Origin of the sequence: Clostridium cavendishii DSM 21758, assembly GCF_900141845.1 — a bacterium.
In the GTDB taxonomy this organism is placed as follows: domain Bacteria; phylum Bacillota; class Clostridia; order Clostridiales; family Clostridiaceae; genus Clostridium_AG; species Clostridium_AG cavendishii.
The window spans coordinates 49,417-73,763 of record NZ_FQZB01000020.1 but is presented as its reverse complement, the minus strand read 5'-3'; the positions used below and the strand labels follow the sequence as shown (position 1 = coordinate 73,763).

Sequence of the window (24,347 nt, the reverse complement as noted above, 5' to 3'; positions counted from 1 at the left end):
TATTATACTTATCCACATTTATTAACAGGAAAACTCAAACCTTATATTATCCACAACCAATTCAGATGTTATTATATACAGTTGTGAATTATTTTTGGGTTAGTTTCTTAGTTAGCTCATTTACTGTGTTTTGCAGCATTTCATCATTTTTCAAGCCTTCTGAAATTTTTTCGTAAGCATGAATTACAGTAGTATGATCTCTACCTCCAAATTCTTCTCCGATTTTAGGAAGTGACATATCAGTCAATTTTCTACTTAAATACATTGCTATTTGCCTTGGATATGCTACATTTCTAGTTCTTCTTTGAGATTTTAAATCTTCAACTCTAAGGTTAAAGTAATTTGAAACAGTATCTTGTATTAAGTCAATAGTTACATGAGCGCCTTGTTTATTAGATATAATATCCTTTAATGCTTCAGATGCTAAATCGACTGTAATTTGTCTATTGGTAAGAGAGGAATAAGCAACTATTCTAATTAAAGCACCTTCCAATTCTCGAATATTAGATTTAATTTTAGTAGCAATATAAACCATAACTTCGTTGGCCACACTAAGTTTTTCAACATCAGCTTTCTTTTTTAATATAGCCATTCTAGTTTCAAAATCTGGAGCTTGAATATCGGCGATTAAACCCCATTCGAATCTTGATCGTAATCTATCTTCTAATGTAGGAATTTCTTTTGGTGGTCTATCTGATGATAATATAATTTGTTTATTTGCATCATGTAATGTATTAAAAGTATGGAAAAATTCTTCCTGAGTTCTTTCCTTACCACCTATAAATTGAATATCATCTATTAAAAGAACATCTACTTTTCTATATTTATTTCTAAATTCTTCATTATTATCATCTTTAATAGCGTTTATAAGTTCATTTGTAAATTTTTCAGATGATACATAAACTACTTTTGCTTTTGGATTACCTTGTAATATGTAATGTCCAATCGCATGCATTAAGTGAGTTTTTCCAAGTCCAACTCCTCCATATATAAATAAAGGATTATAAGCTTTGGCTGGAGACTCTGCAACGGCTAATGAAGCTGCATGGGCAAACCTATTACTATTACCTATAACAAAAGAATCAAAAGTGTATTTTGGATTAAGGGTTGCAGACATTTCATCATTTACAGTCACAGCACTATTTTCCTTTTTAACTACTTGTTGTTCTCCCATATTTTTGGACGCATCTAAGTCAGTCTCTAACAAAAAATCAATAGAGTAATTTTTTGATGAGACTATCTTCAATGCTTGAATTAAAAGGGATTTATATCTTTGTTCTAAGATATCTTTTGTAAAGTCATTAGGAACGCTAAGTTTAAGAGTATCATTGTCTATAGATAAGGGCTGACAGCTTTTTATCCATGTATTAAAACTTACTTCGCTCATTTCCCCTTTGATAATGTTCAAAGTCTGTTCCCAGATATTACTTAATTGGGCATCCATTTCTTATCCTCCAGTCAATAAAAATCATTAAAATAAAAAAAATTTTTCTTTAAAAATAAGGTTGAAAAATATATAATAACATTTTATAAACAAAATAATTAACAGCTAAATATGTTAAATAACTATGAGTATAATTTTATTCACATGTTAATAATAGTGTGGATATAAATTTATATATTATGTTATCCACAATTACTAATATATATTTTATAAACATAATTAACAAGGTATAATATTAGAATTTATGTCAAAAATATATGTGTTTAATGTAGATGGTGTGAAGAATTGCACAAGTTATGCACAATTATATCCACAGATGTGGATAACCTTTCGAGTTTTATAAATTTATACACAGTTCTTTTTAATAATAACACAAATAAACACTAGGGTTCAACAACTTATCCACAAAAAAATAAAAGCTTTCAAAAATAATCAACAAGTTTTGATTTTCTTGACAGACTATGCTTTCGAATATATAATTAAAAAGTAAAACCTAAATTAACTGAGAAATGTAATTTAGTATAGTTTATGACTATAAAAATATTTCGCCGAAGGGGGTGTATTTGAATGTTCATGACATACCAACCTAAAAAAAGACAAAGAAAAAAAGAACATGGTTTTAGAAAAAGAATGAAAACTAAAGCTGGAAGAAATGTTCTTAAGAGAAGAAGACTTAAAGGTAGAAAAACTTTGACAGCATAAGGGCCGCTTTTGTGGCCTTTTTCTGCAATTTAGCAGAAAATAAGGAGAATAGGATATCGTTATGTTAATAGAGAAGTTAAGAAAAAACATTGAATTTAGAAATGTTTATAGAAGAGGAAAGTCTTATTCTAATGACATACTAGTTTTGTATGTTTTTAATAACAGAAAAAATAAAGATAAAGAAAATTTCTTCTTTAATAGGATAGGAATTTCTGTTAGTAAAAAAGTAGGAAAAAGTGTAGTTAGAAGTAGAGTGAAGAGATTGATCTTAGAAAGCTACAGATTAAATTGTGCAAATCTTAAAAAAGGTCATGATTTTGTTTTTATTGCAAGAGTAGCATCTAAGGATAAGTCTTATATTGAAGTAGAAAGAGCTATGAAAAATCTTTTTAAAAAGGCAGGACTAAATTTAGATGAAAAGGATTTTAATACTTCTAATAAAATTTTATAGAAAATTCATCTCACCTTTAAAGAAACCATGTTGTAGATTTTATCCTACATGTTCACAATATGCATTAGAAGCTATTGAGAAATATGGGGCTTTAAAAGGGGGATTTATGAGTATAAAGAGAATCTTAAAGTGTCATCCATTTCATGAAGGTGGATATGATCCTGTTAAGTAATAGAATTACCTAGGAGGTTAAAAGTTTGAACGTAGAATTTTTAAAAGTGCCAATGGCAAAATTTTTTGAATTACTTCATAATTTTGTAGTAAATAATTTAGGAGTAACTGATGTTGGTTTAGGATACGTTTTATCAATATTCCTATTAACATTAATGGTTAGGTTAGTATTATTACCTCTAAATGTTAAACAATTAAAATCTCAAGCTAAAATGAATGAGATTCAACCAGAGGTAAAAAAATTACAAAATAAGTATAAAAGTGATCCGCAAAAGGCTAATATGGAAGTAATGAAACTTTATAAGGATAATAAAGTTAATCCTATGAGTGGATGCCTTCCTTTATTTATACAAATGCCAATATTAATAGCTTTATATTGGGTATTTATAGGAGTAAATGGTTTAGATGGAGCTTCATTTTTATGGATAGCTGATTTAGGTGCTAAGAGAAGTGGAATAGTACTACCATTATTATCAGCTGCTACAACATATTTATCATCATGGCTTATGACAAGTAATACTCCTAAGCAAGAAGGTGGTATGAACATGGGATCAATGAATATAGGTATGGCTATAATGATGGGTTTCATGGCAATTAACTTTAAACCAGCTTTAGTTTTATATTGGATAATGGGTAACATAATACAAATAGCTCAAACATATGTATTAGTTGTAAGACCAGCTAAAAAGAAAGCAGCTATACAATCTTAAAAATTTAAAATATTTTAGCTTTTATAGGGTGGTGAAAAGGGTATGAAAAATGTAGTAACGTTAGGTAAATCCGTTGAAGAAGCACTTAAAAATGCTTTGAATGAACTAAACACTACTGAAGATAAAGTGGAATATGAGATTATAGAAGAAGGTAGCAAAGGATTATTATTTGGTATAGGCTCAAAACCTGCTAAGGTATCAGTTACTTTAAAAAGAGATTATATAAGTGAAGCTAAAAAATTCTTAACTGATGTATTGGCTAAGATGGATATTAGTGCAGAGATTGATATTAAGGAAACTGATGATGTTATTAGTATTAACTTAACAGGGTCTAAAATGGGACTTATTATAGGATATAGAGGTGAAACACTAGATTCACTTCAATACTTAACAAGCCTAGTTGTTAATAAGTATCATGATATACCATATAAAAGGGTAGTTTTAGATACTGAAAATTATAGGAATAAGAGAGAAGAAACATTAAGAAGACTTGCTGATAAAACAGCATATAAAGTTAAAAAAACAGGAAAGCTATTTAAGCTAGAACCTATGAATCCTTATGAAAGAAGAATAATTCATTCCGCACTTCAGGGGGATGACACTATAAATACATATAGTGAAGGTGAAGAGCCATATAGAAGAATAGTAGTAGATATAAAGAGATAATTAAGAAAGAAAGCCAAATTTTTGGCTTTCTTTTGTTGATATAGAGTAAATTTTTTTATTTTTGATAGTTATAAGATAAAATTTTAATTTTTTATAATTTGAAGTTATAAATTTTTGAATTAAATTATTAAATTTCCTATTAATTTAAAGATAATATCTAATGTTAATACTATTTAAATATTACATATAATAAACTTTGACTATTGATTTATAGTTAGGTAAAATGAATATTAGTATAAAATAAGAAACTTTGTTTAAGCTTATATATAATAAATTTATCCTATCTACAATAATTCTAATGATTTATTTTGTTAGTGTAATTTCAAGAATTATATGTTGATGGATAAATTATTCTTGTTTCAATTTAAGGTAGATTTGAAGCTAAAAATCAACCTATAAGTTAAGGAGGATATATGAAAGAATTTGATACAATAGCTGCTATAGCTACTGCCATAGGTGAAGGTGGAATATCTATCATCAGGGTATCAGGATTTAAGGCATTAGAAATAGTAGATAAGATATTTAAGGCTAAAAATGGTTTAAGTATTTTAAATATGAAACCTTATACTATGAAGTACGGACATATTGTTGATATGGAAACCTCACAAAATATTGATGAGGTTATTATTAGTTTTATGAAGGGACCTAGAAGTTTTACGGCAGAGGATACTGTGGAAATAAATTGTCACGGGGGAGTTGTTTCTACTAATAAGGTTCTTCAAGAAGTTATAAAGGCAGGTGCAAGACTAGCAGAACCAGGTGAGTTTACAAAAAGGGCATTTTTAAATGGAAGAATAGATTTAAGTCAAGCAGAAGCAGTTATGGATATAATTACTGCTAAAACAGAACTTTCTATGAAGTCAGCAATGATGCAAAGTGAAGGTATTCTTTCCAGGGAAATAAATAATTTAAGAGCTAGAGTTTTAGATATAGTAGCACTTATAGAGTATGCGGTAGATTTTACTGAAGATGAAGAAGAGATAGATCCACAAATACCTATAGATGTTGCGAACAAGTTAAGAAACGTTATAAATGAGATAGATAAACTTTTGAAATGTGCAGATGAGGGCAAAATAATAAGAGATGGTCTTAATTTAGTTATAGTGGGTAAACCTAATGTGGGAAAATCTTCTTTATTAAATGCACTTTTAAAGGAAAAAAGGGCTATAGTTACAGATATACCTGGAACTACGAGAGATGTTATAGAAGAGTATATAAATTTAGACGGTATTCCTGTTAGAATAGTTGATACTGCAGGAATTAGAGAAACTGAGGATGTAGTTGAAAAAATTGGTGTAGAAAAATCAAAAGAAAAAATAAATGAAGCTGATTTAGTTGTATTCATGTTAGATACAAGTAGGGAGTTAGATGAGGAAGATAGAGAAATTATAGAATTCATAAAAGATAAGAAATATGTAGTTCTATTAAATAAAGTAGATTTAGATAGAAAGTTAAATTTTGATGCGCTTAAGGATCTTTCTAATTTTATAGAAATATCAGCTAAAACAGGTTTTGGTATAGAATTATTAAAGGAAAAGATAAAGGAATTATTCTTTAATGGAAGTATAGATTCTGAAAGTTTAATGATAACTAATACTAGACATAAACAAGCACTTTATAGAGCAATTGAAAATTTAGAATTAGGACTTACAAATTTAAATAATAACGAATTTTTGGATTTGATATCAATATATGTAACATCAGGATTAAGAGCTTTAGGAGAAATAACTGGGGCTGAACTTGAAGAAGATGTAGTAAATAAAATTTTTGCAGAATTTTGTTGTGGAAAGTAGGAGTTTGATAATAGATGAAGTATATAGCTGGAGATTATGATGTAATTGTAATTGGAGCAGGTCACGCTGGCTGTGAAGCAGGTCTTGCTTCAGCAAGAATGGGATGTAAAACATTAGTGCTAACTATGAATTTAGATTCTATAGCTATGATGCCATGTAATCCTAATATAGGAGGTACTGCTAAAGGTCATTTAGTAAGAGAAGTAGATGCTTTAGGTGGAGAGATGGGTGTTAATATAGATAATACCTTTATTCAATCTAGAATGCTTAATACTTCAAAAGGACCTGCTGTACATTCACTTAGGGCACAGGCAGATAAGAAGGCTTATCAAGATAGAATGAAACATGTTATGGAAGACACTGAAAACTTATATGTGAGACAATTAGAGGCTATTTCTATAGATGTTAAGGATGGAAAAGTTTGTGGAGTATTAACTAAGAATGGAGCTTACTATAACTGTAAAGCTATAATTTTAACTACTGGTACTTATTTAAAAGGTAGAATAATAATAGGTGATGTAAGTTATAGTGGGGGACCTAATGGATTATTTCCAGCTAATGATTTATCACAAAGTCTTTTGGACTTAGGTATATCATTAAGAAGATTTAAGACAGGGACACCCGCAAGAATAAATATGAGAAGTGTAGATTTTTCAAAAATGACAAGACAGCCTGGTGATAAAAGGATAGTTCCATTTTCATTTATAAGTAAAAACATAGATAGAGAACAAGTAGATTGTTGGCTTACTTACACTACTGAAGAAACTCAAGAAATTATAAAAGAAAATATACATAGGTCACCTATGTATAATGGAAGTATAGAAGGTATAGGTCCTAGATACTGTCCATCTATAGAAGATAAAATAATGAGATTTCCAGATAAGATGAGGCACCAGATATTTGTTGAACCTGAGGGAGAAAATACATTAGAAATGTATGTAGGGGGTATGAGTTCATCACTTCCTGAAGATGTTCAAGTAAAGATGCTTAGAACTGTTATTGGATTAGAAAATGTTGAAATATTAAGAACTGCGTATGCTATAGAATATGATTCAATAGATTCAACACAACTTAAACCAACTTTAGAATTTAAAAATTATGAAGGATTTTTTAGTGCTGGTCAGGTAAATGGAAGTTCAGGTTATGAAGAGGCAGCCGCACAAGGTATTATAGCTGGTATGAATGCTGCACTTATGGTGTTAAATAAAGAACAGGTTGTATTAACAAGATCTGACGGATATATAGGTGTCCTTATAGACGATTTAGTTACAAAGGGAACAAATGAACCTTATAGAATGATGACTTCGAGATCAGAATATAGATTATTATTAAGGCAAGATAATGCTGATTTAAGACTTACACCTATAGGTTATAAGGCCGGGCTCGTAAGTGAAGAAAGATGGAATATATTTAATGAAAGAAAAAATAATATAGAGTCAGAATTTGAAAGAATTAAGAATCTTCAAATAACTAATAAGAAGGAAGTTAATGAATTTTTATTAAGTATAGGTTCTGTTGAACTAAGAAAGCCAATATCAATGTATGAACTTATAAAAAGACCAGAAGTGGATTACTTCTCAGTGGCACCATTAGATCAAGAAAGACCAGAACTACCTTATGATATAGGGGAACAACTTAACATAATGGCTAAATATGAGGGGTATATAGAAAAACAATTAGAGCAAGTTGGTCAATTCAGAAAGTTTGAAAAGAAGCTTATCCCGGAAGCCTTGGATTATAACAACATTAAGGGGTTAAGAATTGAAGCAATTCAAAAACTTTCAAAAATAAGACCTATAAGCATAGGGCAAGCATCAAGAATATCTGGAGTTTCTCCAGCAGATATATCAGTGCTTTTAATATATTTAGAGCACCAATATAGAGTTAATAACTAATGGAGGATTAGTATGGAATTTTTTGAATTAATGAAATCAGCTTGTGATAAAGTTGAAATGAGTTTTGATGAAAAAACATATAATAAATTTATAACTTACAAAGATTTATTAAAAGAATGGAATGAAAAGATAAATTTAACTGCTATTACAGAAGATGAAGAGATAATAAAAAAGCATTTTATAGATTGTATAAATGCGTTTAAACTAGATGAATTTAAAAAATGTAAAAGTGTTATAGATGTAGGAACAGGAGCTGGATTTCCTGGGCTTCCTATAGCAATAATGAAAACTGACATAAATGTAACATTATTAGATTCATTAAACAAAAGAATAAATTTTTTAAATCAAATTAAAACATCTTTAAACTTAGACAATGTAGTAACTATACATTCAAGAGCTGAGGATGGTGCAAGACAAAAAGATTTAAGAGAAAAATTTGATATTGCAACGTCAAGAGCTGTAGCAAATATGAGTGTACTTAGTGAATTTTGTATACCATACGTAAAAGTTGGAGGATATTTTATAGCGCTTAAGGGTCCTTCTATTGATGAAGAATTAGAAGAGGCTAAAAAAGCTATAGGAATGTTAGGTGGAAAATTATTACAGGTGATTTCTGTAGATATAGAAGGAACTGATTTAAATCATAATTTAGTAGTTATAAAGAAAGTTAAAGCAACACCAAATGTTTATCCAAGAAAAGCTGGAACTATAACTAAAAAACCGCTAAAATAATAAGAGTGGGTTTATATAGAAAAATTAACTTTTTTGTCATAAATTTTTTGATAAAAAAGAAGGATTTTAGCTGTCAATAGAGAATATGTAAAATAATGGCAGCTTATATTCGAGATTGTTTATTGTAAGGGATGGTATGGGATATGCACAAAGAAATAATAAATGTTAGTGTGGAGAATATAATTCCAAACACTTATCAACCAAGAAAATTTTTTAATGAGGACGCATTGAAGGAATTATCTCAATCTATATCAGAGTTTGGAATAATTCAACCTCTAACTGTTAGAAAAAGAGGAGATTTATATGAGTTGGTAGCTGGTGAAAGAAGATGGAGAGCAGCAAGATTAGCATCTTTAGAAACAGTTCCTTGTACAGTAGTAGAAATAACAGACTCAGAATCAGCAGAAGTTGCATTACTTGAAAATTTACAAAGAGAAGATCTTAATTTTATAGAAGAAGCAGAAGCATATTTTAATTTAATAAAGGATCATAAATTTACGCAAGAACAAATAGCTGAAAGAATGGGAAAGAAGCAGTCTACTATAGCTAATAAATTAAGATTATTAAAATTAAGTGAAGAAGTGAGACTTATATGTTTAGAAAATGCTCTTACTGAAAGACATGCAAGAGCTTTATTGTCTTTACCAGATGAAAAATTACAATTACAGGTTATTAAAAAAGTAATAAAGCAAGGTTTAAATGTTAAGGCTACGGAAGATTTAATAAACAGAGAATTATTAAAGCTTGCAGGTGATGAATTAAATAACGAAGGAAAGAAAAAAATAAAAGGTATTTTTTCTTCTAAAATTTATGTTAATTCTATAAAACAAGTTTTTGATAAATTTAAAATACCAGCTGAATATAAATCAAAGGATTTTGATGAATATATTCAAATTACAGTTAAGATACCTAAAAAGTAGGTATTAGTGGAACTGTCGCATTAACAGATTTAAAATTTGTTAGCGATAGTTCCTTTTTTATTTTTAAGACTTTACAATTTTAATATTTCATTAATTATAGAATATTTAAAAATAAATTTTATGATGGTTATATATTTTGATTTATACTTATAAATTAAATATAAGTTTTAATTAAGTTTCTATATTTAGACTATCTATAAAATATAGCTCAATGTAAATTTTATAGATATAAATTATTTATTATAATCTAGAATTTTATTTTTTATCATTTTAGGCATATTTAGGATTAGTATTTATATGTTTCACGTGAAACATATAAAAAAATATATAAAATTCATATATATATAACAAGTAATCACTTTTATTATGTTAAATTTAAAGATATAATATTTATGTATGGAAGGAGGTTTTGATATGAAAACTATATGTGTTTTTAATCAAAAAGGTGGAGTTGGAAAAACAACTACCAATATAAATTTATGCTCTTATGTAGCTATGTTAGGGTATAAAGTATTAGCAATAGATATAGACCCACAAGGTAATACAACTAGTGGGTTAGGAATAGATAAAAGAAAGTTAGATAAGTCTATATATGATGTAATGACAGATAGTGATACATCTTTGAAAGATATAATTAAACAAAGTGAATTAGTTGAAAATCTTTATGTAGCACCAGCAAAAATGAATTTAGCTGGGGCTGAAGTTGAAATAATTGGAACAGAATCTAGAGAGCTTATATTAAAGAATAAAATAAAAGAAATTGAAGATCAATTTGATTTTATTTTCTTAGATTGTCCACCTTCTTTAGGTATATTAACAATAAATGCATTGACATGTTGTCAATCTGTATTAATACCAATACAATGCGAATTTTACGCATTAGAAGGTGTTGGACAACTTATAAATACTATAAATTTAGTTAAAAAGTCATTAAACAAAAATCTAGAAATAGAAGGAGTAGTAATGACTATGTATGATTCTAGAACTAATTTAAGTAATGAAGTTTATAAAGAAGTTCAAAAATATTTTAAAGACAAGGTATATAAGTCTACAATCCCTAGAAATATAAGATTAGCAGAAGCACCAAGCTTTGGTTTGCCAATAATGTTATATGATGATAAGTGTAAGGGTGCAGAAGCATATGAAATTTTAACTAAAGAATTTTTAAGTAGGCAAGGAGTGAAAATAAGTGAGTAAAAAGTTTGGCTTAGGCAAAGGGTTAGGAGCTTTAATACCAGAAGATGATAGTATTGAGACTAAAGAAGCTAAAAATACAAATACTATATCAATGAATAAAATTAAACCCAATAAAGAACAGCCAAGAATATATTTTGATAATGAAAAAATAGTTGAATTATCAACATCAATTAAAGAACATGGATTAATTCAGCCATTAATACTTAAAAAAGATGAGGATTGCTATTCTATAATCGCAGGTGAAAGAAGATGGAGAGCTGCTAAAATGGCCGGATTAAAAGAAGTGCCTGCAATAATTATGGATTTAGATGAGGAAAAACTTTTAGAGGTATCTCTTATAGAAAATATTCAAAGAGAAGATTTAAATGCGATAGAAGAAGGAAAGGCATATCAAAGATTATTAAATGATTTTAAATTAACTCAGGAAGAATTATCAAAAAAAATAGGAAAATCAAGAACAGCTATTTCAAATACAATGAGATTATTGCAGTTAGATAATAGAGTTCAAAATTATATAATTGAATCAGTTTTAAGTGAAGGGCACGGAAGAGCGTTATTAGGATTAGAGGACAAAGAAAATCAATATAAAACAGCTCAATTAGTAATAGACGAGAATTTGTCTGTTAGAGAAACAGAAAAAATTGTAAAGAAAATAAATGAAGAAGAAAATGAAAACAATAAAAGTAATGAAGAAAAAAAGATAAATCCATATTATAAAGACCTTCAAAATAGATTGCAAAATTATTTTGGCACAAAGGTTAAACTTAATAATAAAAATAATAAGGGTAAAATAGAAATAGAGTATTATTCTGAAGAAGATTTACAAAGAATAATAGAAATAATAAATTTATAATGTTTCACGTGAAACAATCAGGAAGGATGAAGAAGCTTGGAATTTTTAACAAACAATATACAAATGTATATGCCTTATATTGCAATAGCTTTAGCAGTAATTATACTTTTACAATTTATTTTGATAATTGTACTATTTAGATCAGTAGGAAAAGTTGAAAAAAAATATAGAAAAATGATGAGAGGTGTGAATAATAAAAATATTGAAGAATTAATTATTTCATATCTTGATAGAGTTGATGAAGCAAATAACAATTCTCAAAATGCTATAGAGCATGCTAACCTGTTAGAAGAAAAAATGAAAAGCTGTGTTCAAAAGGTAGCAATGGTAAGATATAAAGCATTTGAAGATGTTGGAAGTGACTTGAGTTTTTCAATTGCAATATTAGATGAAAATAATGATGGTATTATATTAACTGGTATATATGGAAGAAATGAAAGTACTTGTTATGCTAAGCCAATAGATAAAGGTATTTCTAGATATGATTTATCAGAAGAAGAAATGACAGCATTAAATAATGCAATAAATAAAGTAAAAACAACAGTATAAATATTGTATAAAAACCTCCTTATAGGTCTAGAATACCTAAAAAGGAGGTTTTTTTATGAGACTATATATAACTAGCGAATTAAAACAATTAAAAGAAGAATTATATAATAGAGGTTTTGAAATAGTTGATAATGCACAAGAGGATTATGACGCAGCAATATGTAATTTAAAAAGTATCAATACTGCTGAGTTAAACTATAAGTATAATAAAATTGAAGGAGCAATTATAATAGATAAAGGAAGTAAAGACATAAATGATATAGAAAATATATTGATGAATAAAAATAACAATTATTAAAGTTATTTAACTAGTATAATAATATTTAATTAATATATATTTTATAATATGTTTTTTATAAATTAGATTAAATACTATCTTTACTTTATGTTTAACAAGTGTATTAATATAAATGTAGATTTTAAACTATAATATATATAGGTTCTAATAAGTAATCTACATTCAGAACTTTTAGAGTAATTTACAATTTCGAACAAGTTGAGTGTAGAAATCATATTGCAACATATATATATTAATAATATTTAATTAGTATTAATTATACCTTCAATAGTGGCATTAATGATATTTTTTTTCTTACCAATACATTTTAAAATGCAATGACTTATTCCAATAGAAATAGAATCAGCTAATTTCATTACTGTATGAAGCCTAGTATTTTGTAATACCATAAATTCTAAACTTCCAGAAATATTAACTATACCAACTATACTTAAATCACCAACTGGGGGTAATTTCTTATTTACAGCCATACCTGGATATATAGGTTTTTCGCTTATAAAAATCTTACCTACATTTTCAAGAGCTCCAAGACAAGCATCTATAGCAACTATATATGCGTTGGGTAACTTTGTATTTATTTCTACTAATATATCTTCAATATTTTTAGCATGAACTGGATTTTCTAAATTTCCATAAATATAAACATCATTTCTAGGTAGATATTTGAGTTTTTCACCAACTAGTGGACCAAGAGCATCACCTGTAGATCTATCTGTACCTATACATATAAAAACTACTGATCTGTGTTCTTTAAAAATAGGTAATAGAATTTTGTGTAAGTAATCTCTTATACGAAAAGATGCATCAACGTCAGTTGCATCCACTACAAATTTTGATTGCATAGAAAAACCTCCTTTAATGTAATTATTTCCATAAAAAGAGGTATTTATTCAAAAATGGGCATTAAAAATAAAAATCCTAGTTAAAATAAACTAGGATTTTTAAGCTTAATAATTTTATTTATGCATTCTTTAAAGTATTTAATTTCTGAAACTGTATTAAAGTAACCAAGACTTATTCTAACTGTACCATTTGGAAAGGTTCCTATAGTTTTATGTGCTAGTGGTGCACAATGTAACCCAGTTCGAGTAACTATATTAAATTCTTTATCTAAATAGAAACCTATCTGAGAAGCATCAAAACCATCTATATTAAATGCAATTGTAGAAGTCTTTAAAGCTACATTAGTAGGACCATATAATTTTATTTTATCAAAATCTAATAGAACTTTCATAGCTTCATCACATAAGAATTCTTCTTTTTCTCTTATAGTGTTTAAACCTTCTTTTGATATAAAATCAATTCCGGCAGATAAGCCACTTATTCCAGGAGTATTTAAAGTTCCACATTCAAATTTATCAGGCATAAAATTTGGAGTTATTGTTGAATGTGAGTCGCTTCCAGTACCTCCTACCAGAACAGGTTTAGAAATTCTTTCTAAATCATCACTAATTAAAAATCCACCAATGCCCTGAGGCCCAAGTAAAGATTTATGTCCGGTAAATGCTAAAGCGCTTACATTTAAATCCTTCATATCTATATCAATTACACCAGCAGTTTGAGCTGTATCTAAAATTAAAAATATATCCTTATCCTTGCAAATTTGACCTAATTCTTTTATAGGTTGTATAGTTCCAACTAAATTAGAACTGTGGGATAAGATAATCAATTTAGTATTATCTTGAATTTTAGATTTAATTTTGTCAATAGATATTAAGCCAGTAGAATCTGCATTAACTATAGATAAATCTATGTTTAAGTCTTCTCTTAATTTAAATAAAGGTCTAAGTACTGAATTATGTTCCATAGAAGTTGATATAATGTGCCAGTCTGGCTTCACTATACTAAGTAAAAGTATATTTAAAGCTGTAGTAATATTATTTGAAAATATTACATTTTCTTCAATATTAAAGTTGAAGAAATCACATAACTTATGTCTACAATTATAAATTATGCGATTACTATCCATTGTAAAACTAGAAAAACCTCTTCCAGAGTTACCACCAAAACAAGTTAATGTTTGATTTATAGCTGATACAACTTCTTGTGGTTTAGGAAAAGATGTAGCTGCATTATCAAAATATATATTCATTAGTTACCACCCCTGAAATAATAGTGAAAATGTTCCGTAAGCAATAAAACCAACACCTAAAGCTAACATGATATATTTCATTATTATAGATGTTTTTTCTGATATATCATCTTTTAATATCTTAATACCTTTAGATGCCAAGACGTTTAAAATTGCAAACCAACAAAGGCCACCGATCATCATACTACATAAAGCTATTACGTAAAAGAGATATCCATTAGTTCTCCAAGTAGTCATTAGGGTCCCGCTTAAGACCAACCACATAGAAGGGGTCATTGGATTTAAAAATGTAACTAAAAACCCATTAAGCATACCTGAATACTTATGATTAGTAAGTCTATCTACTATAGGATGATCTGACTTGTGAGACATTTTATTAAATAAAATTAATATTATACCAGATATTATCCAAAATAATCCTTCTAATTTTTTATTTGCACTTAAAAGTGCAGAGAAACCTAAATTTATTAATAAAACATAAAAGTAATCTGCAATTATTGCGCCAACGGAAACCTTGAATCCTTCACGAAATCCATGAGATAAGGAACGTTTTATAGATTCCATTCCAGAGGGACCAAGTGGAATTGCAGCAACAAAGCCCCAGCCAAAGCCCGCTACAATTGCGTGTATAAAAAAGCTAATATTATTCATTTTAAATCTCCCTCAAAATTATTAAAAAACACTGCATCTTTAATTATAAAATAAATAGATAAAAATTTCATTACTTTATTATATATTAATATAATAAAACTATGTTAACAACTTTTATTATTATTATAATTGATATATACTATAAAAAGCTAAGGAATATTAGTAAGAGGTGAAAATTATGAAAAGATATATAATGGTATTTAAAAATACTAATGATGCTGTTAGGGGAGAAGAAATTCTTAAAAATAAATCTATTAATATGACTATGATGCCAACACCTACACAGATAACTCAAAGCTGTGGAATTTGTGCTTTATTTAATGAAGAAGAACTTGAAAAGATAAATAATATAATAGAAGATAAAAAAATATCGTTTAAGAATATATATGAAATAAGTTCAAATGGGTTTTCTATTTATAAATAATTAAAACAAGCCTACTTGGCATAATATAAATTAAGAGACTTTTTTAGGCGGTGATATATTGAATTTTAAAACTTTATTTATGCTAGATTTAGATAATAGACAAATTACAATTGGAGGTATACCGATAAGTATGGATACACTAGAACACATAGCAGAAAAGGCAGTACAAATAATAGGTATTTGTATACTTATGTGTATAACTATTAAAATAGGTAATTCAATTATTCAAAAGATGGTTGATAAACAAGTTGAAAGTACAAGAAGATTTTCGATGGATACAAAAAAGGCCAATACTTTAGGTGAGCTATTAAAAAGTATATTAAAATATACTGTTTACTTTTTTGGTATTGCGGCTATACTTACAAATATATTTGGAGGAATATCATTAACTTTTGCATCTATAAGTGGTGTAGCTGTCGGTTTCGGAGCTCAAAGCTTAGTTAAAGATGTTATAAATGGTATATCTATATTATTTGAAGATCAATATGCTGTAGGAGATAGCGTAACTATAGGAAATTTTAGTGGTGAAGTAGAATCTTTAGGTATAAGAACCACTGTTTTGAAAGATGCTTCTGGAGCAGTCCATATAATACCAAATGGTAGTATAACAACTGTAACAAATCATTCTAAAAGCGATAGTAGATTTATTGTGGATGTTAATATAGATTATACTGAAAGTATAGACAAGACTATTGAAATAATTAATAAAGTTTGTGATAGATACTCATTAACTAATGATAATATTACAGAAAATCCAAAGGTTTTAGGTATAAATTCTCTAAATGCTTCAGGTATGACTATTCGAGTTATGGGAAAAGCAAAAGCGTCCACACAAGCTGTAGCAGAAAGAGAAATTAGAAAAGAAATACTAGTTGAGTTTAATAGAAATGATATAAAAATGCCTTATGAAAAAAGATATATCATTAATGAAGGGTAAAAGAGGTGACTTAAGTGGTTGAAAATTTTGAACTTGGTGATATTGTAAAGATGAAAAAGCAACATCCTTGTGGCAGTTATGAATGGGAAATTATAAGAGTTGGCGCAGATATAAAAATAAAATGTGTTGGCTGTGGAAGACTTGTTATGCTACCTAGGGTTAAATTTCAAAAGGATGCGAAAAAAGTTATAAAGATAAGTGAATAGTAATTAAGTTAAGATTCCAATTTTTAAAGTTCAATTTAAAAATTGGAATTTAAAATTACTTGCAATAATTCAAAATAAGTGATAAAATCATATATTGTAATCCCTGCTGTGTAAAGCACAGCCATAGGCCAGAGGGAGGAGGTGAAAATGATGAGAAAATACGAAACTATATTCGTAATGCACCCATCATTAGATGCAGAAGCTAATAAAGCAGCTGTTGAAAAATTTAAGGGTGTTATAGAAAATGGTGGAGGAACAGTTGACAATGTTGATGACTGGGGTAAGAGAAAACTTGCTTACGAAATCAAAAAAGTTAACGAAGGTTACTACACTTTAATAAACTTTACTGCAGGTCCTGAATTACCAAAAGAGTTAGACAGAATATTCAGAATCACTGACGGTGTTATCAGACACATTATCGTTAAAGAAGAAAAGTAAGAGGTGGTATCTAAATGAATAAAGTTATACTTATTGGCAGACTTACAAAAGATCCTGATTTAAGATTTGCGGCAGGTAGCGGCACAGCTGTTACAAGATTTACTCTTGCTGTTAACAGACAGTTTAAAAGAGAAGGTCAGCCAGAAGCAGATTTTATAAATTGTATAGCATTTGGGAAAACTGGTGAAATGATAGCTCAATACCTAACTAAAGGTAGACAGTTAGCTGTTACAGGAAGTATTCAAACAGGTAGCTATGATGCTAAAGATGGAACAAAGAGATATACTACTGACATAATAGTAGATACTTTCGAGTTCATAGGTTCATCAAATGGTGGAGGAAGAGATTCTCAAAACCATAATAATTCAAATGGATTTACACCATCAGGTTTTGATACGCCAAATAACTCATTTAGTCAACCATCATATGATGATGATATGACACCAATTGATGATGGAGACATTCCATTCTAATTTTAAAATAGGTAAGGAGGGAAAAAAATGAGCAGAGAAATGAAAAAAGGCGGCCCAAGAGTTAGAAGATCTAAGAGAAAAGTTTGTGCATTCTGTGTAGAAAAAGCTGAAGCTATAGATTACAAAGATGTTACTAAACTAAGAAAGTACGTTACTGAAAGAGGTAAGATATTACCAAGAAGAATTTCAGGTACTTGTGCTAAGCACCAAAGACAACTAACTGACGCTATAAAGAGATCAAGAAACATAGCATTATTACCATTCTCAACAGACTAGGATGGTTTATAGCCCCTGACTTTGGTCGGGGGCTTTTATGTTAGGTTTAAATGAGTCTTGAAAACTATGTTTTTCAAGACTCATTTTCAATATATAGGGAATTATGAGATTTTTTATAGTTATATTGATAGTTCATAGTATTATAAAAGAAATAATAGATATTATAATAAAATTAATAAGTCTTATAAATATATATTGTAGTACAATTTCTACAGATTAAATTTAATGACATTTTTATTTTGTGTTTATGTGTTTAATAATTATATTAGGATAAATGTAGATTTTAAATTGTAATAAATATATTAAATTATTTTCAATCATTTAAAGATAAAAAGAGAAAGTAATAAGATTTTGAAAGAAGACCCTTAAAATAATAATAAAATATTATTATTTTAAATGTATTATTAGTAGATAAATATACTTATTGCATTAAAATGCAAAAATAACTAAAATATAAGTATACTATTAAGAAAATAGTATAACTTAAGGGGGTATTGGTATGAGGAAAGATGAGTTTAACATAATGTCAGATATAAAAATAATTGAACAACTAAAAGCTCAGCTTCTATGTGTTATAGGAGATTTATTTATGCTTTTAACAAGAGGAAGTAATGTTGCTAAAAATTCTATTCTAGAATGCATATCAAATGGAATAATAATACTATATATGCTTGGTGATAAACTTGGATATTCGCACATAGAAATAGATGAAACAATGAAGAAAAATTTAAAGGTAGGGATAGTTGAAGAAGATAACTTTGAAAAGGAAGGAAAAAATTTGACTAAGCTATACAATCATTTAAAAGAAAGAAATTAGATGGATTTAATTCGGAGGAAAAAATGGATAATATAAAAAATACTAAATCGATAGTAGAGGCGGCTATTATTTCAGCTTTAGTGTGTGTTCTGATAATTTTGTCTATGGGAGTACCTGGACTTTCAGGTATTGGAAAGTTTGTAATATCTATACCTATAACTATTTTATATATTAGACACAAGCATAGAACAACATTATTATCGTCTATAGTAACACTAATGCTAACTTCAATTATATTTAATCCTATAATAGCGGTTGGTTCCGTTATTATGTTTTATATTATGGGTATAATTTTGGGAATATGCATAGAACGAAATATGAGTGCTGGAAAAACATTGTTGTTCATGACATTAGCAATATTTTTAGGATCAGTTATTGATGGAGCTATATATATATATGGTTTTATTGGTAAAGATATATACAGTTTAATAAAAGAACAATTAGATTTGTTAAAAAGTTCTTTTGAATCAAGTAAGGCTTTAATCACAAATCAGGAACAATATAATATGACCTTGGAATTAATAAATTCTATTGATGTAAATACAATATTATATTTTTTACCAGGGTTTATTTTTATAAGTAGTATTTTATATGCGTTCTTGAATATTATAATTACTAAAAAAGTTGGGAAAAAGTTTGATATAAATATGAAACCTATGCCTAAATTCTCTAATTGGTATGTGGATAATAGATTAGGAGCAGGTATGATAGCTCTTTGTTGTATAGGTATTTTATTAATATCAAAAGATATTAATATTGGTAACTATATCTATAATAGTGTATATTTATCATTTGCTATTGTAATGGTGGTTCAAGGAATTTCAATTTTATATTTTATGTTAGTTGATAAACATAAAATGAAACAAGGACTATTTATATTCTTTATTGTTCTATTATTTATGACTCAAATGATTAAAATGACATTCTTCCTTGGTGTAATAGATTTAATTATAGATATAAGAGGTATTGATCCAAATAGTTTAGGAAATGCTATTAGAAATAAATTCAAAAATAAAACATTAAAAAAATAGGTTTTATAAGTAATGTTAAAAAGGAGACAGTTTATGAAAAGGAATAAATATAAAAAAAATAGAGTAAGGATTTATTCTATAATTATTCTAGGTATAGCTGTATTACTTTGGGTGTTTAAGCTTAAAGAAATATCATTACTTCTATTAGGTATGTACATTGTTTTTTTACAATATAGATGGAATATCTCTGTGTTAAATGAAAATAAATTAAAAGTTAAAGTTAGTAATATAAATAATACAATAGAAGAGTCTTTAGAAAAAAATTTATTAAATTATATATATCCATTAACAATAGTAAAACATGATGGAGAAGTTATTTGGTATAATAAAAAGTTTAGAGAAGCTTTTAATGTTGAAAATGGAATAGGAAGCAATTTAGCAATGCTAGCTAGAGGGATAAAACTAGATACTCTTTTAAAATGGGATAAAAAATATATTCAAAAAATAAAATTTAAAAAATCTATATATGAGGTATATGGAGATAAAATTAAAATAGATGATGATATTAACTTTAGTGTGGTTTATTTCAATGACGTAACTTATTTAACAGAAGGAACTAAGGAAAGTATAGTTTTAATAGAATTAGATAACTTAAACGAAGTAATTAAAACTATAGAAGAAATAAAAGCTCCATTGCTAATTGCAGAAATAGAAACAGCAATAAACAGCTATGCAAATAACTTAAAAGCAATGATAAAAAAATATGACAATAATAAATATATATTATCAGTAGATGATAAAGTTATTGAATCTGAAATAAATAAAAAGTTTGATATTTTAGATTCTATAAGAGACATTAATTTAGGAAATAAAATGGAGGTTACTTTAAGCATAGGCGTTGGTAGAGGAGGAGATACTCCAATGCAAAACCAGAACTATGCAGTAACGGCTAAAGAATTGGCATTAGGTAGAGGCGGAGACCAAGCTGTTGTAAAAAAGAGAGATAGCATATCCTTCTTTGGTGGAAATACTAAAGAATTAGAAAAGAGAACTAGAGTCAGGGTTAGGGTAGTGGCTCATGCATTAAAAGATTTAGTTTATGAGAGTAATAAAGTTTATATAATGGGTCATAAAAATCCTGATATGGATTGCTTAGGAGCAGCTGTTGGAATAAGTTCTGTTATAAAACAGTTAGGTAAACCATGCAAAATTATTTTAAATGAAGATATTAAGGCTGTAGATTTCTTTTTAGAAAAATTAAAAGTAAAGTCAGAATATGCAGATTTATTTGTAAAATCAGAAGAAGTTTATGGTAAAATAGATGATGATACATTAATTATAATAGTTGATGTACATAGTAAAAATTATGTACAGGATAAAGAAATAATTAATAAGGCTAAAAAGGTGGTAATAATAGACCATCATAGAAGAAGTCCTGACTACATTGAGGGGGCACTTCTTAACTATATTGAGGTCTATGCTTCTTCAACTTCAGAGCTTGTAGCAGAAATGGTTCAATACATGTTAGATAGACCAAAACTATCTCAAATAGAAGCAGAAGGATTACTTGCAGGAATTTGTATGGACACTAAGAATTTTCACTTCAAAACTGGGGTAAGGACTTTCGAAGCAGCATCTTTTTTGAGAAGACTTGGAGCTGATACTATAGACATTAAAAAAATGTTTAGTAATGATTTTGAAAGTTTTATTGCTAAAGCTAATATTGTTAAATCAGCAGAAGTGGAAAATAATATGGCAATTGCCGTTTGTCCACCAAATATAACACAAACTGTGTTGGCTGCCCAAGCTGCGGATGAACTACTAAATATTACAGGTATTCAAGCATCCTTTGTATTTGTTAAAATAGATAGTGACATATATATAAGTGGAAGGTCGCTTGGAGATGTAAATGTTCAAGTAGTTTTAGAAGCCTTAGGTGGTGGCGGTCATATGACAATGGCTGGTGCAAAGCTTGAAAATATAGATATGGAGGAAGCAAAAAACAGACTAAAAGATGCTATATCTAAATATTTAAAGGAAGGTGACTAGAATGAAAGTTATATTATTACAAGATGTTAAAAAGATGGGTAAAAAAGGTGATGTTATAAATGCATCTGATGGATATGCGAGAAATTATTTATTCCCAAGGAAATTAGCTGAAGAAGCAACTGATGCAAATTTACATGTATTAAATGCTAAAAAAGAAACAGAAAGAAGAAAGAAAACTGCTGAAATAGAAGCAGCTCAAAAATTAGCGGAAGAACTTAAAAACAAAGAAGTTACAATACAAGCTAAATCAGGGGAAAATGGAAAGCTATTTGGGGCAATAACAAGCAAAGATGTTGCAGAAGAAATAACTAAACAATATAAGATAGAAGTAGATAAAAAGAAATTAGTGATGGATACAATAAAGCTGGCAGGAACTTATAACATAGAATTAAAGCTATATCCAGAAGTAAGTGCAAAAATGAAAGTTGTTATTGTTCCTACCAAATAAGGAGGAAAAATTTTGAGTTCACAAAAAAATACTAATATACTACAAGAAATAATGAGTAGTGGTATAAATTTAGATGCACAAGTAAATATTCTTTTTGAAATAGCAAACAACATACTTGATAAAGGTGCTGTTCAAGCTAGAACTGTTAGATTTAAATTACAAAAATATGTAAAATCTAAAAATGCTTATGAAAGACTATATGGACTTAATAAAATAGTATCAGAAGGTAAGGGTTTATCCGCTATACCTTCTGATGAAAATGTACATGAAGCATTAGAAGATACCTATGGATGGATATCAGAAGAACTTGCTAGAAAGTATATTCAAAATAATATAGAATCTAAGGTTGAAGAGGCTTTAACGAAAAGACAAGAAAAATATGTTGATGAAATGAGACTTAATATTATTAATAAACAGAAGGGACCTGAAAATGCTAAAACCTTAAAGAAGTATGCAAAACTTGAGGTTTTAGATGCAAGAACGCCTAATAAAAATATAATGTCTCTTTTAAGACCAGCAGATTTTGATGAAGTAATAGGACAAGAAAGAGCTATTAAATCATTAATATCCAAAATGTCATCGCCATATCCACAACATATAATACTTTACGGACCTCCAGGGGTTGGTAAGACATCTGCTGCTAGAATAGCTCTAGAGGCAGCTAAAAAGCTTAAGTTTACACCATTTGATGAGAATTCTAAGTTCGTAGAGGTGGATGGTACTACAATGAGATGGGATCCTAGAGAGATAACAAACCCTCTTTTAGGTTCTGTACATGATCCTATATATCAAGGTAGTAAGAAAGATTTAGCTGAAATGGGAGTTCCAGAACCAAAACCAGGTCTTGTAACAGATGCTCATGGTGGAGTTCTATTTATAGATGAAATTGGAGAATTAGATGAGATTCTTCAAAATAAAATTTTAAAAGTTTTAGAAGATAAGAGGGTAGAGTTTTCATCGTCTTATTATGATCCAGATGATCAAAATATACCTAAATATATAAAGTATTTATTTGAAAATGGAGCACCAGCTGATTTTGTTCTTATAGGAGCAACAACTAGAAGTCCAGGAGATATAAATCCTGCGCTTCGTTCAAGATGTACTGAAGTATACTTTGAACCACTTTCAGCAGTCGATATTAGAAAAATAGTAAAGAATGCAGCTAAGAAATTAGAGGTAACTCTTCAAAAAGGTGTTGATGAGCTTATTGCAACTTATACTATAGAAGGTAGAAAGGCTGTAAATATATTAGCTGATGCTTATGGATATGCTCTTTACAACTATAAAGATGAAATGCCTAAAAAATTAAAGATAACTTTAAAAGACGTAGAAGAAGTTTTAAGTATTGGAAGATTTACTCCTTATGAAAGATTGGAAAATCTTGACAAGAGTGAAATTGGACAAGTTTATGGATTAGGTGTATCAGGATTTTTAGGTTCAACATTAGAGATTGAAGCTACAGTATTTGAAGCTAAGAAAAAAGGTACAGGAACTATAAGATTTAATGATACAGCGGGATCTATGGCTAAGGATTCAGTATTTAATGCTGCTTCAGTTATAAGAAGAGTTACGGATAAAGATATTAAAGATTACGATATACATGTAAATGTAGTTGGTGGTGGAAATATAGATGGTCCATCAGCAGGAACTGCAATAACTATATGTATAATAAGTGCTTTACTTGAAAGACCTATAAGGGGAGATGTAGCTATAACTGGGGAGATATCCTTAAGAGGAAAGGTTAAGCCTGTAGGAGGTATTTTTGAAAAAGTTTATGGAGCTAGAAGAAAAGGAATTAAACTTGTTCTAGTACCAAAAGATAATGAAAAAGAAATACCAAATGGATTAACCGATATAGAAGTTAGGACTATAAGTACAATAGAAGAAGTTATGGATATTGTATTAGAAAAATAAAGTTAGGCATTATAAAGAGGTTTAAATACTTTATATTATAAAAAAGTATTTAAATCTCTTTTTTAACTGGAATACAATTGCATATGGTAAATTGGAGTGAAAAATTAAGAATTACTATATAATGAAAAAGTGTTATCATATTATTATAGAGTAGAAATAAGAAAATTTTATTTCTAAATATGTATAAAATATAAGAAGATTTTAATAGATAGTTTAAATTTTATATTAGTATCGTATTGTAAAAAGGATATATATATTGCATAATAATAT

At 28.2% G+C, this 24,347-nt stretch carries 28 protein-coding genes; 24 read left to right on the top strand and 4 right to left on the bottom strand.

The genetic code is table 11. The features are described 5' to 3' along the window. Nucleotides 1-88: 88 nt before the first annotated feature. Entirely contained in the window at nucleotides 89-1,444 is a 1,356-nt protein-coding gene (gene dnaA, locus BUB01_RS20020) for a chromosomal replication initiator protein DnaA (RefSeq protein WP_072992624.1), read from the bottom strand. A gap of 567 nt (nucleotides 1,445-2,011) precedes the next feature. On the opposite strand from dnaA, the gene rpmH reads away from it, so the two are divergent. The 13 genes from rpmH (at nucleotide 2,012) to BUB01_RS19955 (ending at nucleotide 12,381) form a co-directional block, all read left to right on the top strand. Further along, on the top strand, nucleotides 2,012-2,146 hold the full coding sequence (gene rpmH, locus BUB01_RS20015) for a 50S ribosomal protein L34 (protein WP_072992621.1): 135 nt from the start codon (nucleotides 2,012-2,014) through the stop codon (nucleotides 2,144-2,146). A 61-nt stretch (nucleotides 2,147-2,207) separates the two neighbouring features. Continuing rightward, the gene (gene rnpA / locus BUB01_RS20010) at nucleotides 2,208-2,597 is read left to right on the top strand and encodes a ribonuclease P protein component (RefSeq protein WP_072992617.1); all 390 of its coding nucleotides are present in this window, start codon (nucleotides 2,208-2,210) and stop codon (nucleotides 2,595-2,597) included. After that, entirely contained in the window at nucleotides 2,560-2,769 is a 210-nt protein-coding gene (gene yidD / locus BUB01_RS20005; protein ID WP_072992613.1) for a membrane protein insertion efficiency factor YidD, read from the top strand. Before rnpA ends, yidD begins: the two co-directional genes overlap by 38 nt. Before the next feature lie 25 nt (nucleotides 2,770-2,794). Continuing rightward, nucleotides 2,795-3,478 carry a membrane protein insertase YidC gene (yidC, locus tag BUB01_RS20000; RefSeq protein ID WP_242958453.1) on the top strand — a complete coding sequence of 228 codons (684 nt, stop codon included), beginning with the start codon at nucleotides 2,795-2,797 and terminating at the stop codon, nucleotides 3,476-3,478. 42 nt (nucleotides 3,479-3,520) lie between these two features. Then, nucleotides 3,521-4,144, top strand: coding sequence for an RNA-binding cell elongation regulator Jag/EloR (gene jag, locus BUB01_RS19995; RefSeq protein ID WP_072992609.1), 624 nt, complete (start codon nucleotides 3,521-3,523; stop codon nucleotides 4,142-4,144). 413 nt (nucleotides 4,145-4,557) lie between these two features. Beyond that, nucleotides 4,558-5,937, top strand: a complete 1,380-nt coding sequence (mnmE, locus tag BUB01_RS19990) for a tRNA uridine-5-carboxymethylaminomethyl(34) synthesis GTPase MnmE (protein ID WP_072992606.1) — start codon at nucleotides 4,558-4,560, stop codon at nucleotides 5,935-5,937. Nucleotides 5,938-5,951: 14 nt separating this feature from the next. Further along, a complete protein-coding gene (mnmG, locus tag BUB01_RS19985; protein WP_072992603.1) occupies nucleotides 5,952-7,832 on the top strand; it encodes a tRNA uridine-5-carboxymethylaminomethyl(34) synthesis enzyme MnmG in 1,881 nt (626 codons plus the stop codon). 12 nt (nucleotides 7,833-7,844) lie between these two features. Further along, nucleotides 7,845-8,564: a 16S rRNA (guanine(527)-N(7))-methyltransferase RsmG gene (gene rsmG, locus BUB01_RS19980; protein WP_072992599.1), complete on the top strand. Its 720-nt coding sequence runs from the start codon at nucleotides 7,845-7,847 to the stop codon at nucleotides 8,562-8,564. Nucleotides 8,565-8,707: 143 nt separating this feature from the next. Next, nucleotides 8,708-9,484, top strand: a complete 777-nt coding sequence (gene noc / locus BUB01_RS19975) for a nucleoid occlusion protein (protein WP_072992595.1) — start codon at nucleotides 8,708-8,710, stop codon at nucleotides 9,482-9,484. Nucleotides 9,485-9,898: 414 nt separating this feature from the next. After that, on the top strand, nucleotides 9,899-10,681 hold the full coding sequence (locus tag BUB01_RS19970; RefSeq protein ID WP_072992592.1) for a ParA family protein: 783 nt from the start codon (nucleotides 9,899-9,901) through the stop codon (nucleotides 10,679-10,681). Beyond that, nucleotides 10,674-11,534 carry a ParB/RepB/Spo0J family partition protein gene (locus BUB01_RS19965; RefSeq protein ID WP_072992589.1) on the top strand — a complete coding sequence of 287 codons (861 nt, stop codon included), beginning with the start codon at nucleotides 10,674-10,676 and terminating at the stop codon, nucleotides 11,532-11,534. Before BUB01_RS19970 ends, BUB01_RS19965 begins: the two co-directional genes overlap by 8 nt. 63 nt (nucleotides 11,535-11,597) lie before the next feature. Beyond that, on the top strand, nucleotides 11,598-12,083 hold the full coding sequence (locus BUB01_RS19960) for a DUF4446 family protein (protein ID WP_143152546.1): 486 nt from the start codon (nucleotides 11,598-11,600) through the stop codon (nucleotides 12,081-12,083). Between the two features lie 55 nt (nucleotides 12,084-12,138). After that, nucleotides 12,139-12,381 carry a YkuS family protein gene (locus tag BUB01_RS19955; protein WP_072992584.1) on the top strand — a complete coding sequence of 81 codons (243 nt, stop codon included), beginning with the start codon at nucleotides 12,139-12,141 and terminating at the stop codon, nucleotides 12,379-12,381. Between the two features lie 242 nt (nucleotides 12,382-12,623). Here BUB01_RS19955 and yyaC read toward each other — a convergent pair whose 3' ends face one another. From yyaC to BUB01_RS19940, 3 genes are all read right to left on the bottom strand, one after another. Next, nucleotides 12,624-13,223 (bottom strand): spore protease YyaC, encoded by a 600-nt coding sequence (yyaC, locus tag BUB01_RS19950; protein ID WP_072992581.1) that lies wholly within the window; start codon nucleotides 13,221-13,223, stop codon nucleotides 12,624-12,626. Nucleotides 13,224-13,303: 80 nt separating this feature from the next. Then, nucleotides 13,304-14,473, bottom strand: a complete 1,170-nt coding sequence (locus BUB01_RS19945; protein WP_072992578.1) for an aminotransferase class V-fold PLP-dependent enzyme — start codon at nucleotides 14,471-14,473, stop codon at nucleotides 13,304-13,306. A 3-nt stretch (nucleotides 14,474-14,476) separates the two neighbouring features. After that, nucleotides 14,477-15,124 carry a LysE family translocator gene (locus tag BUB01_RS19940; RefSeq protein ID WP_072992575.1) on the bottom strand — a complete coding sequence of 216 codons (648 nt, stop codon included), beginning with the start codon at nucleotides 15,122-15,124 and terminating at the stop codon, nucleotides 14,477-14,479. Between the two features lie 178 nt (nucleotides 15,125-15,302). On the opposite strand from BUB01_RS19940, the gene BUB01_RS19935 reads away from it, so the two are divergent. The 11 genes from BUB01_RS19935 to lonC all read left to right on the top strand — a co-directional run bounded on the left by BUB01_RS19935 (nucleotide 15,303) and on the right by lonC (nucleotide 24,077). Then, nucleotides 15,303-15,548 carry a putative Se/S carrier protein gene (locus BUB01_RS19935; RefSeq protein ID WP_072992572.1) on the top strand — a complete coding sequence of 82 codons (246 nt, stop codon included), beginning with the start codon at nucleotides 15,303-15,305 and terminating at the stop codon, nucleotides 15,546-15,548. Between the two features lie 58 nt (nucleotides 15,549-15,606). Next, nucleotides 15,607-16,485: a mechanosensitive ion channel family protein gene (locus BUB01_RS19930; protein WP_242958452.1), complete on the top strand. Its 879-nt coding sequence runs from the start codon at nucleotides 15,607-15,609 to the stop codon at nucleotides 16,483-16,485. Between the two features lie 14 nt (nucleotides 16,486-16,499). After that, the gene (locus BUB01_RS19925; protein ID WP_072992569.1) at nucleotides 16,500-16,691 is read left to right on the top strand and encodes a DUF951 domain-containing protein; all 192 of its coding nucleotides are present in this window, start codon (nucleotides 16,500-16,502) and stop codon (nucleotides 16,689-16,691) included. A gap of 150 nt (nucleotides 16,692-16,841) precedes the next feature. Further along, entirely contained in the window at nucleotides 16,842-17,129 is a 288-nt protein-coding gene (gene rpsF / locus BUB01_RS19920; RefSeq protein ID WP_072992566.1) for a 30S ribosomal protein S6, read from the top strand. A 14-nt stretch (nucleotides 17,130-17,143) separates the two neighbouring features. Beyond that, nucleotides 17,144-17,602 (top strand): single-stranded DNA-binding protein, encoded by a 459-nt coding sequence (locus BUB01_RS19915; protein WP_072992563.1) that lies wholly within the window; start codon nucleotides 17,144-17,146, stop codon nucleotides 17,600-17,602. A 27-nt stretch (nucleotides 17,603-17,629) separates the two neighbouring features. Then, nucleotides 17,630-17,878: a 30S ribosomal protein S18 gene (gene rpsR, locus BUB01_RS19910; protein WP_072992558.1), complete on the top strand. Its 249-nt coding sequence runs from the start codon at nucleotides 17,630-17,632 to the stop codon at nucleotides 17,876-17,878. Between the two features lie 499 nt (nucleotides 17,879-18,377). Then, a complete protein-coding gene (locus BUB01_RS19905) occupies nucleotides 18,378-18,695 on the top strand; it encodes a MazG-like family protein (protein WP_072992556.1) in 318 nt (105 codons plus the stop codon). Nucleotides 18,696-18,718: 23 nt separating this feature from the next. Beyond that, the gene (locus tag BUB01_RS19900) at nucleotides 18,719-19,726 is read left to right on the top strand and encodes a DUF2232 domain-containing protein (protein ID WP_072992552.1); all 1,008 of its coding nucleotides are present in this window, start codon (nucleotides 18,719-18,721) and stop codon (nucleotides 19,724-19,726) included. Between the two features lie 33 nt (nucleotides 19,727-19,759). Continuing rightward, nucleotides 19,760-21,715 (top strand): DHH family phosphoesterase, encoded by a 1,956-nt coding sequence (locus BUB01_RS19895; RefSeq protein ID WP_072992548.1) that lies wholly within the window; start codon nucleotides 19,760-19,762, stop codon nucleotides 21,713-21,715. 1 nt (nucleotide 21,716) lies between these two features. Then, on the top strand, nucleotides 21,717-22,163 hold the full coding sequence (rplI, locus tag BUB01_RS19890) for a 50S ribosomal protein L9 (RefSeq protein WP_072992544.1): 447 nt from the start codon (nucleotides 21,717-21,719) through the stop codon (nucleotides 22,161-22,163). Between the two features lie 12 nt (nucleotides 22,164-22,175). Beyond that, nucleotides 22,176-24,077 carry a Lon family ATP-dependent protease gene (gene lonC, locus BUB01_RS19885; protein WP_423231131.1) on the top strand — a complete coding sequence of 634 codons (1,902 nt, stop codon included), beginning with the start codon at nucleotides 22,176-22,178 and terminating at the stop codon, nucleotides 24,075-24,077. Nucleotides 24,078-24,347 lie beyond the last annotated feature (270 nt).

Coding starts and splice junctions, on each gene's coding strand:
- yyaC (WP_072992581.1), bottom strand. CDS start 13,223: ATGCAATCAAAATTTGTAGTGGATGCAACTGACGTTGATGCATCTTTT.
- BUB01_RS19945 (WP_072992578.1), bottom strand. CDS start 14,473: ATGAATATATATTTTGATAATGCAGCTACATCTTTTCCTAAACCACAA.
- BUB01_RS19960 (WP_143152546.1), top strand. CDS start 11,598: ATGTATATGCCTTATATTGCAATAGCTTTAGCAGTAATTATACTTTTA.
- BUB01_RS19915 (WP_072992563.1), top strand. CDS start 17,144: ATGAATAAAGTTATACTTATTGGCAGACTTACAAAAGATCCTGATTTA.
- yidD (WP_072992613.1), top strand. CDS start 2,560: ATGAAAAGGATTTTAATACTTCTAATAAAATTTTATAGAAAATTCATC.
- rsmG (WP_072992599.1), top strand. CDS start 7,845: ATGGAATTTTTTGAATTAATGAAATCAGCTTGTGATAAAGTTGAAATG.
- BUB01_RS19895 (WP_072992548.1), top strand. CDS start 19,760: ATGAAAAGGAATAAATATAAAAAAAATAGAGTAAGGATTTATTCTATA.
- rpmH (WP_072992621.1), top strand. CDS start 2,012: ATGTTCATGACATACCAACCTAAAAAAAGACAAAGAAAAAAAGAACAT.
- mnmE (WP_072992606.1), top strand. CDS start 4,558: ATGAAAGAATTTGATACAATAGCTGCTATAGCTACTGCCATAGGTGAA.
- jag (WP_072992609.1), top strand. CDS start 3,521: ATGAAAAATGTAGTAACGTTAGGTAAATCCGTTGAAGAAGCACTTAAA.
- BUB01_RS19940 (WP_072992575.1), bottom strand. CDS start 15,124: ATGAATAATATTAGCTTTTTTATACACGCAATTGTAGCGGGCTTTGGC.
- BUB01_RS19900 (WP_072992552.1), top strand. CDS start 18,719: ATGGATAATATAAAAAATACTAAATCGATAGTAGAGGCGGCTATTATT.
- BUB01_RS19905 (WP_072992556.1), top strand. CDS start 18,378: ATGAGGAAAGATGAGTTTAACATAATGTCAGATATAAAAATAATTGAA.
- BUB01_RS19935 (WP_072992572.1), top strand. CDS start 15,303: ATGAAAAGATATATAATGGTATTTAAAAATACTAATGATGCTGTTAGG.
- BUB01_RS19970 (WP_072992592.1), top strand. CDS start 9,899: ATGAAAACTATATGTGTTTTTAATCAAAAAGGTGGAGTTGGAAAAACA.
- rplI (WP_072992544.1), top strand. CDS start 21,717: ATGAAAGTTATATTATTACAAGATGTTAAAAAGATGGGTAAAAAAGGT.
- mnmG (WP_072992603.1), top strand. CDS start 5,952: ATGAAGTATATAGCTGGAGATTATGATGTAATTGTAATTGGAGCAGGT.
- noc (WP_072992595.1), top strand. CDS start 8,708: ATGCACAAAGAAATAATAAATGTTAGTGTGGAGAATATAATTCCAAAC.
- rnpA (WP_072992617.1), top strand. CDS start 2,208: ATGTTAATAGAGAAGTTAAGAAAAAACATTGAATTTAGAAATGTTTAT.
- dnaA (WP_072992624.1), bottom strand. CDS start 1,444: ATGGATGCCCAATTAAGTAATATCTGGGAACAGACTTTGAACATTATC.
- rpsR (WP_072992558.1), top strand. CDS start 17,630: ATGAGCAGAGAAATGAAAAAAGGCGGCCCAAGAGTTAGAAGATCTAAG.
- rpsF (WP_072992566.1), top strand. CDS start 16,842: ATGAGAAAATACGAAACTATATTCGTAATGCACCCATCATTAGATGCA.
- BUB01_RS19955 (WP_072992584.1), top strand. CDS start 12,139: ATGAGACTATATATAACTAGCGAATTAAAACAATTAAAAGAAGAATTA.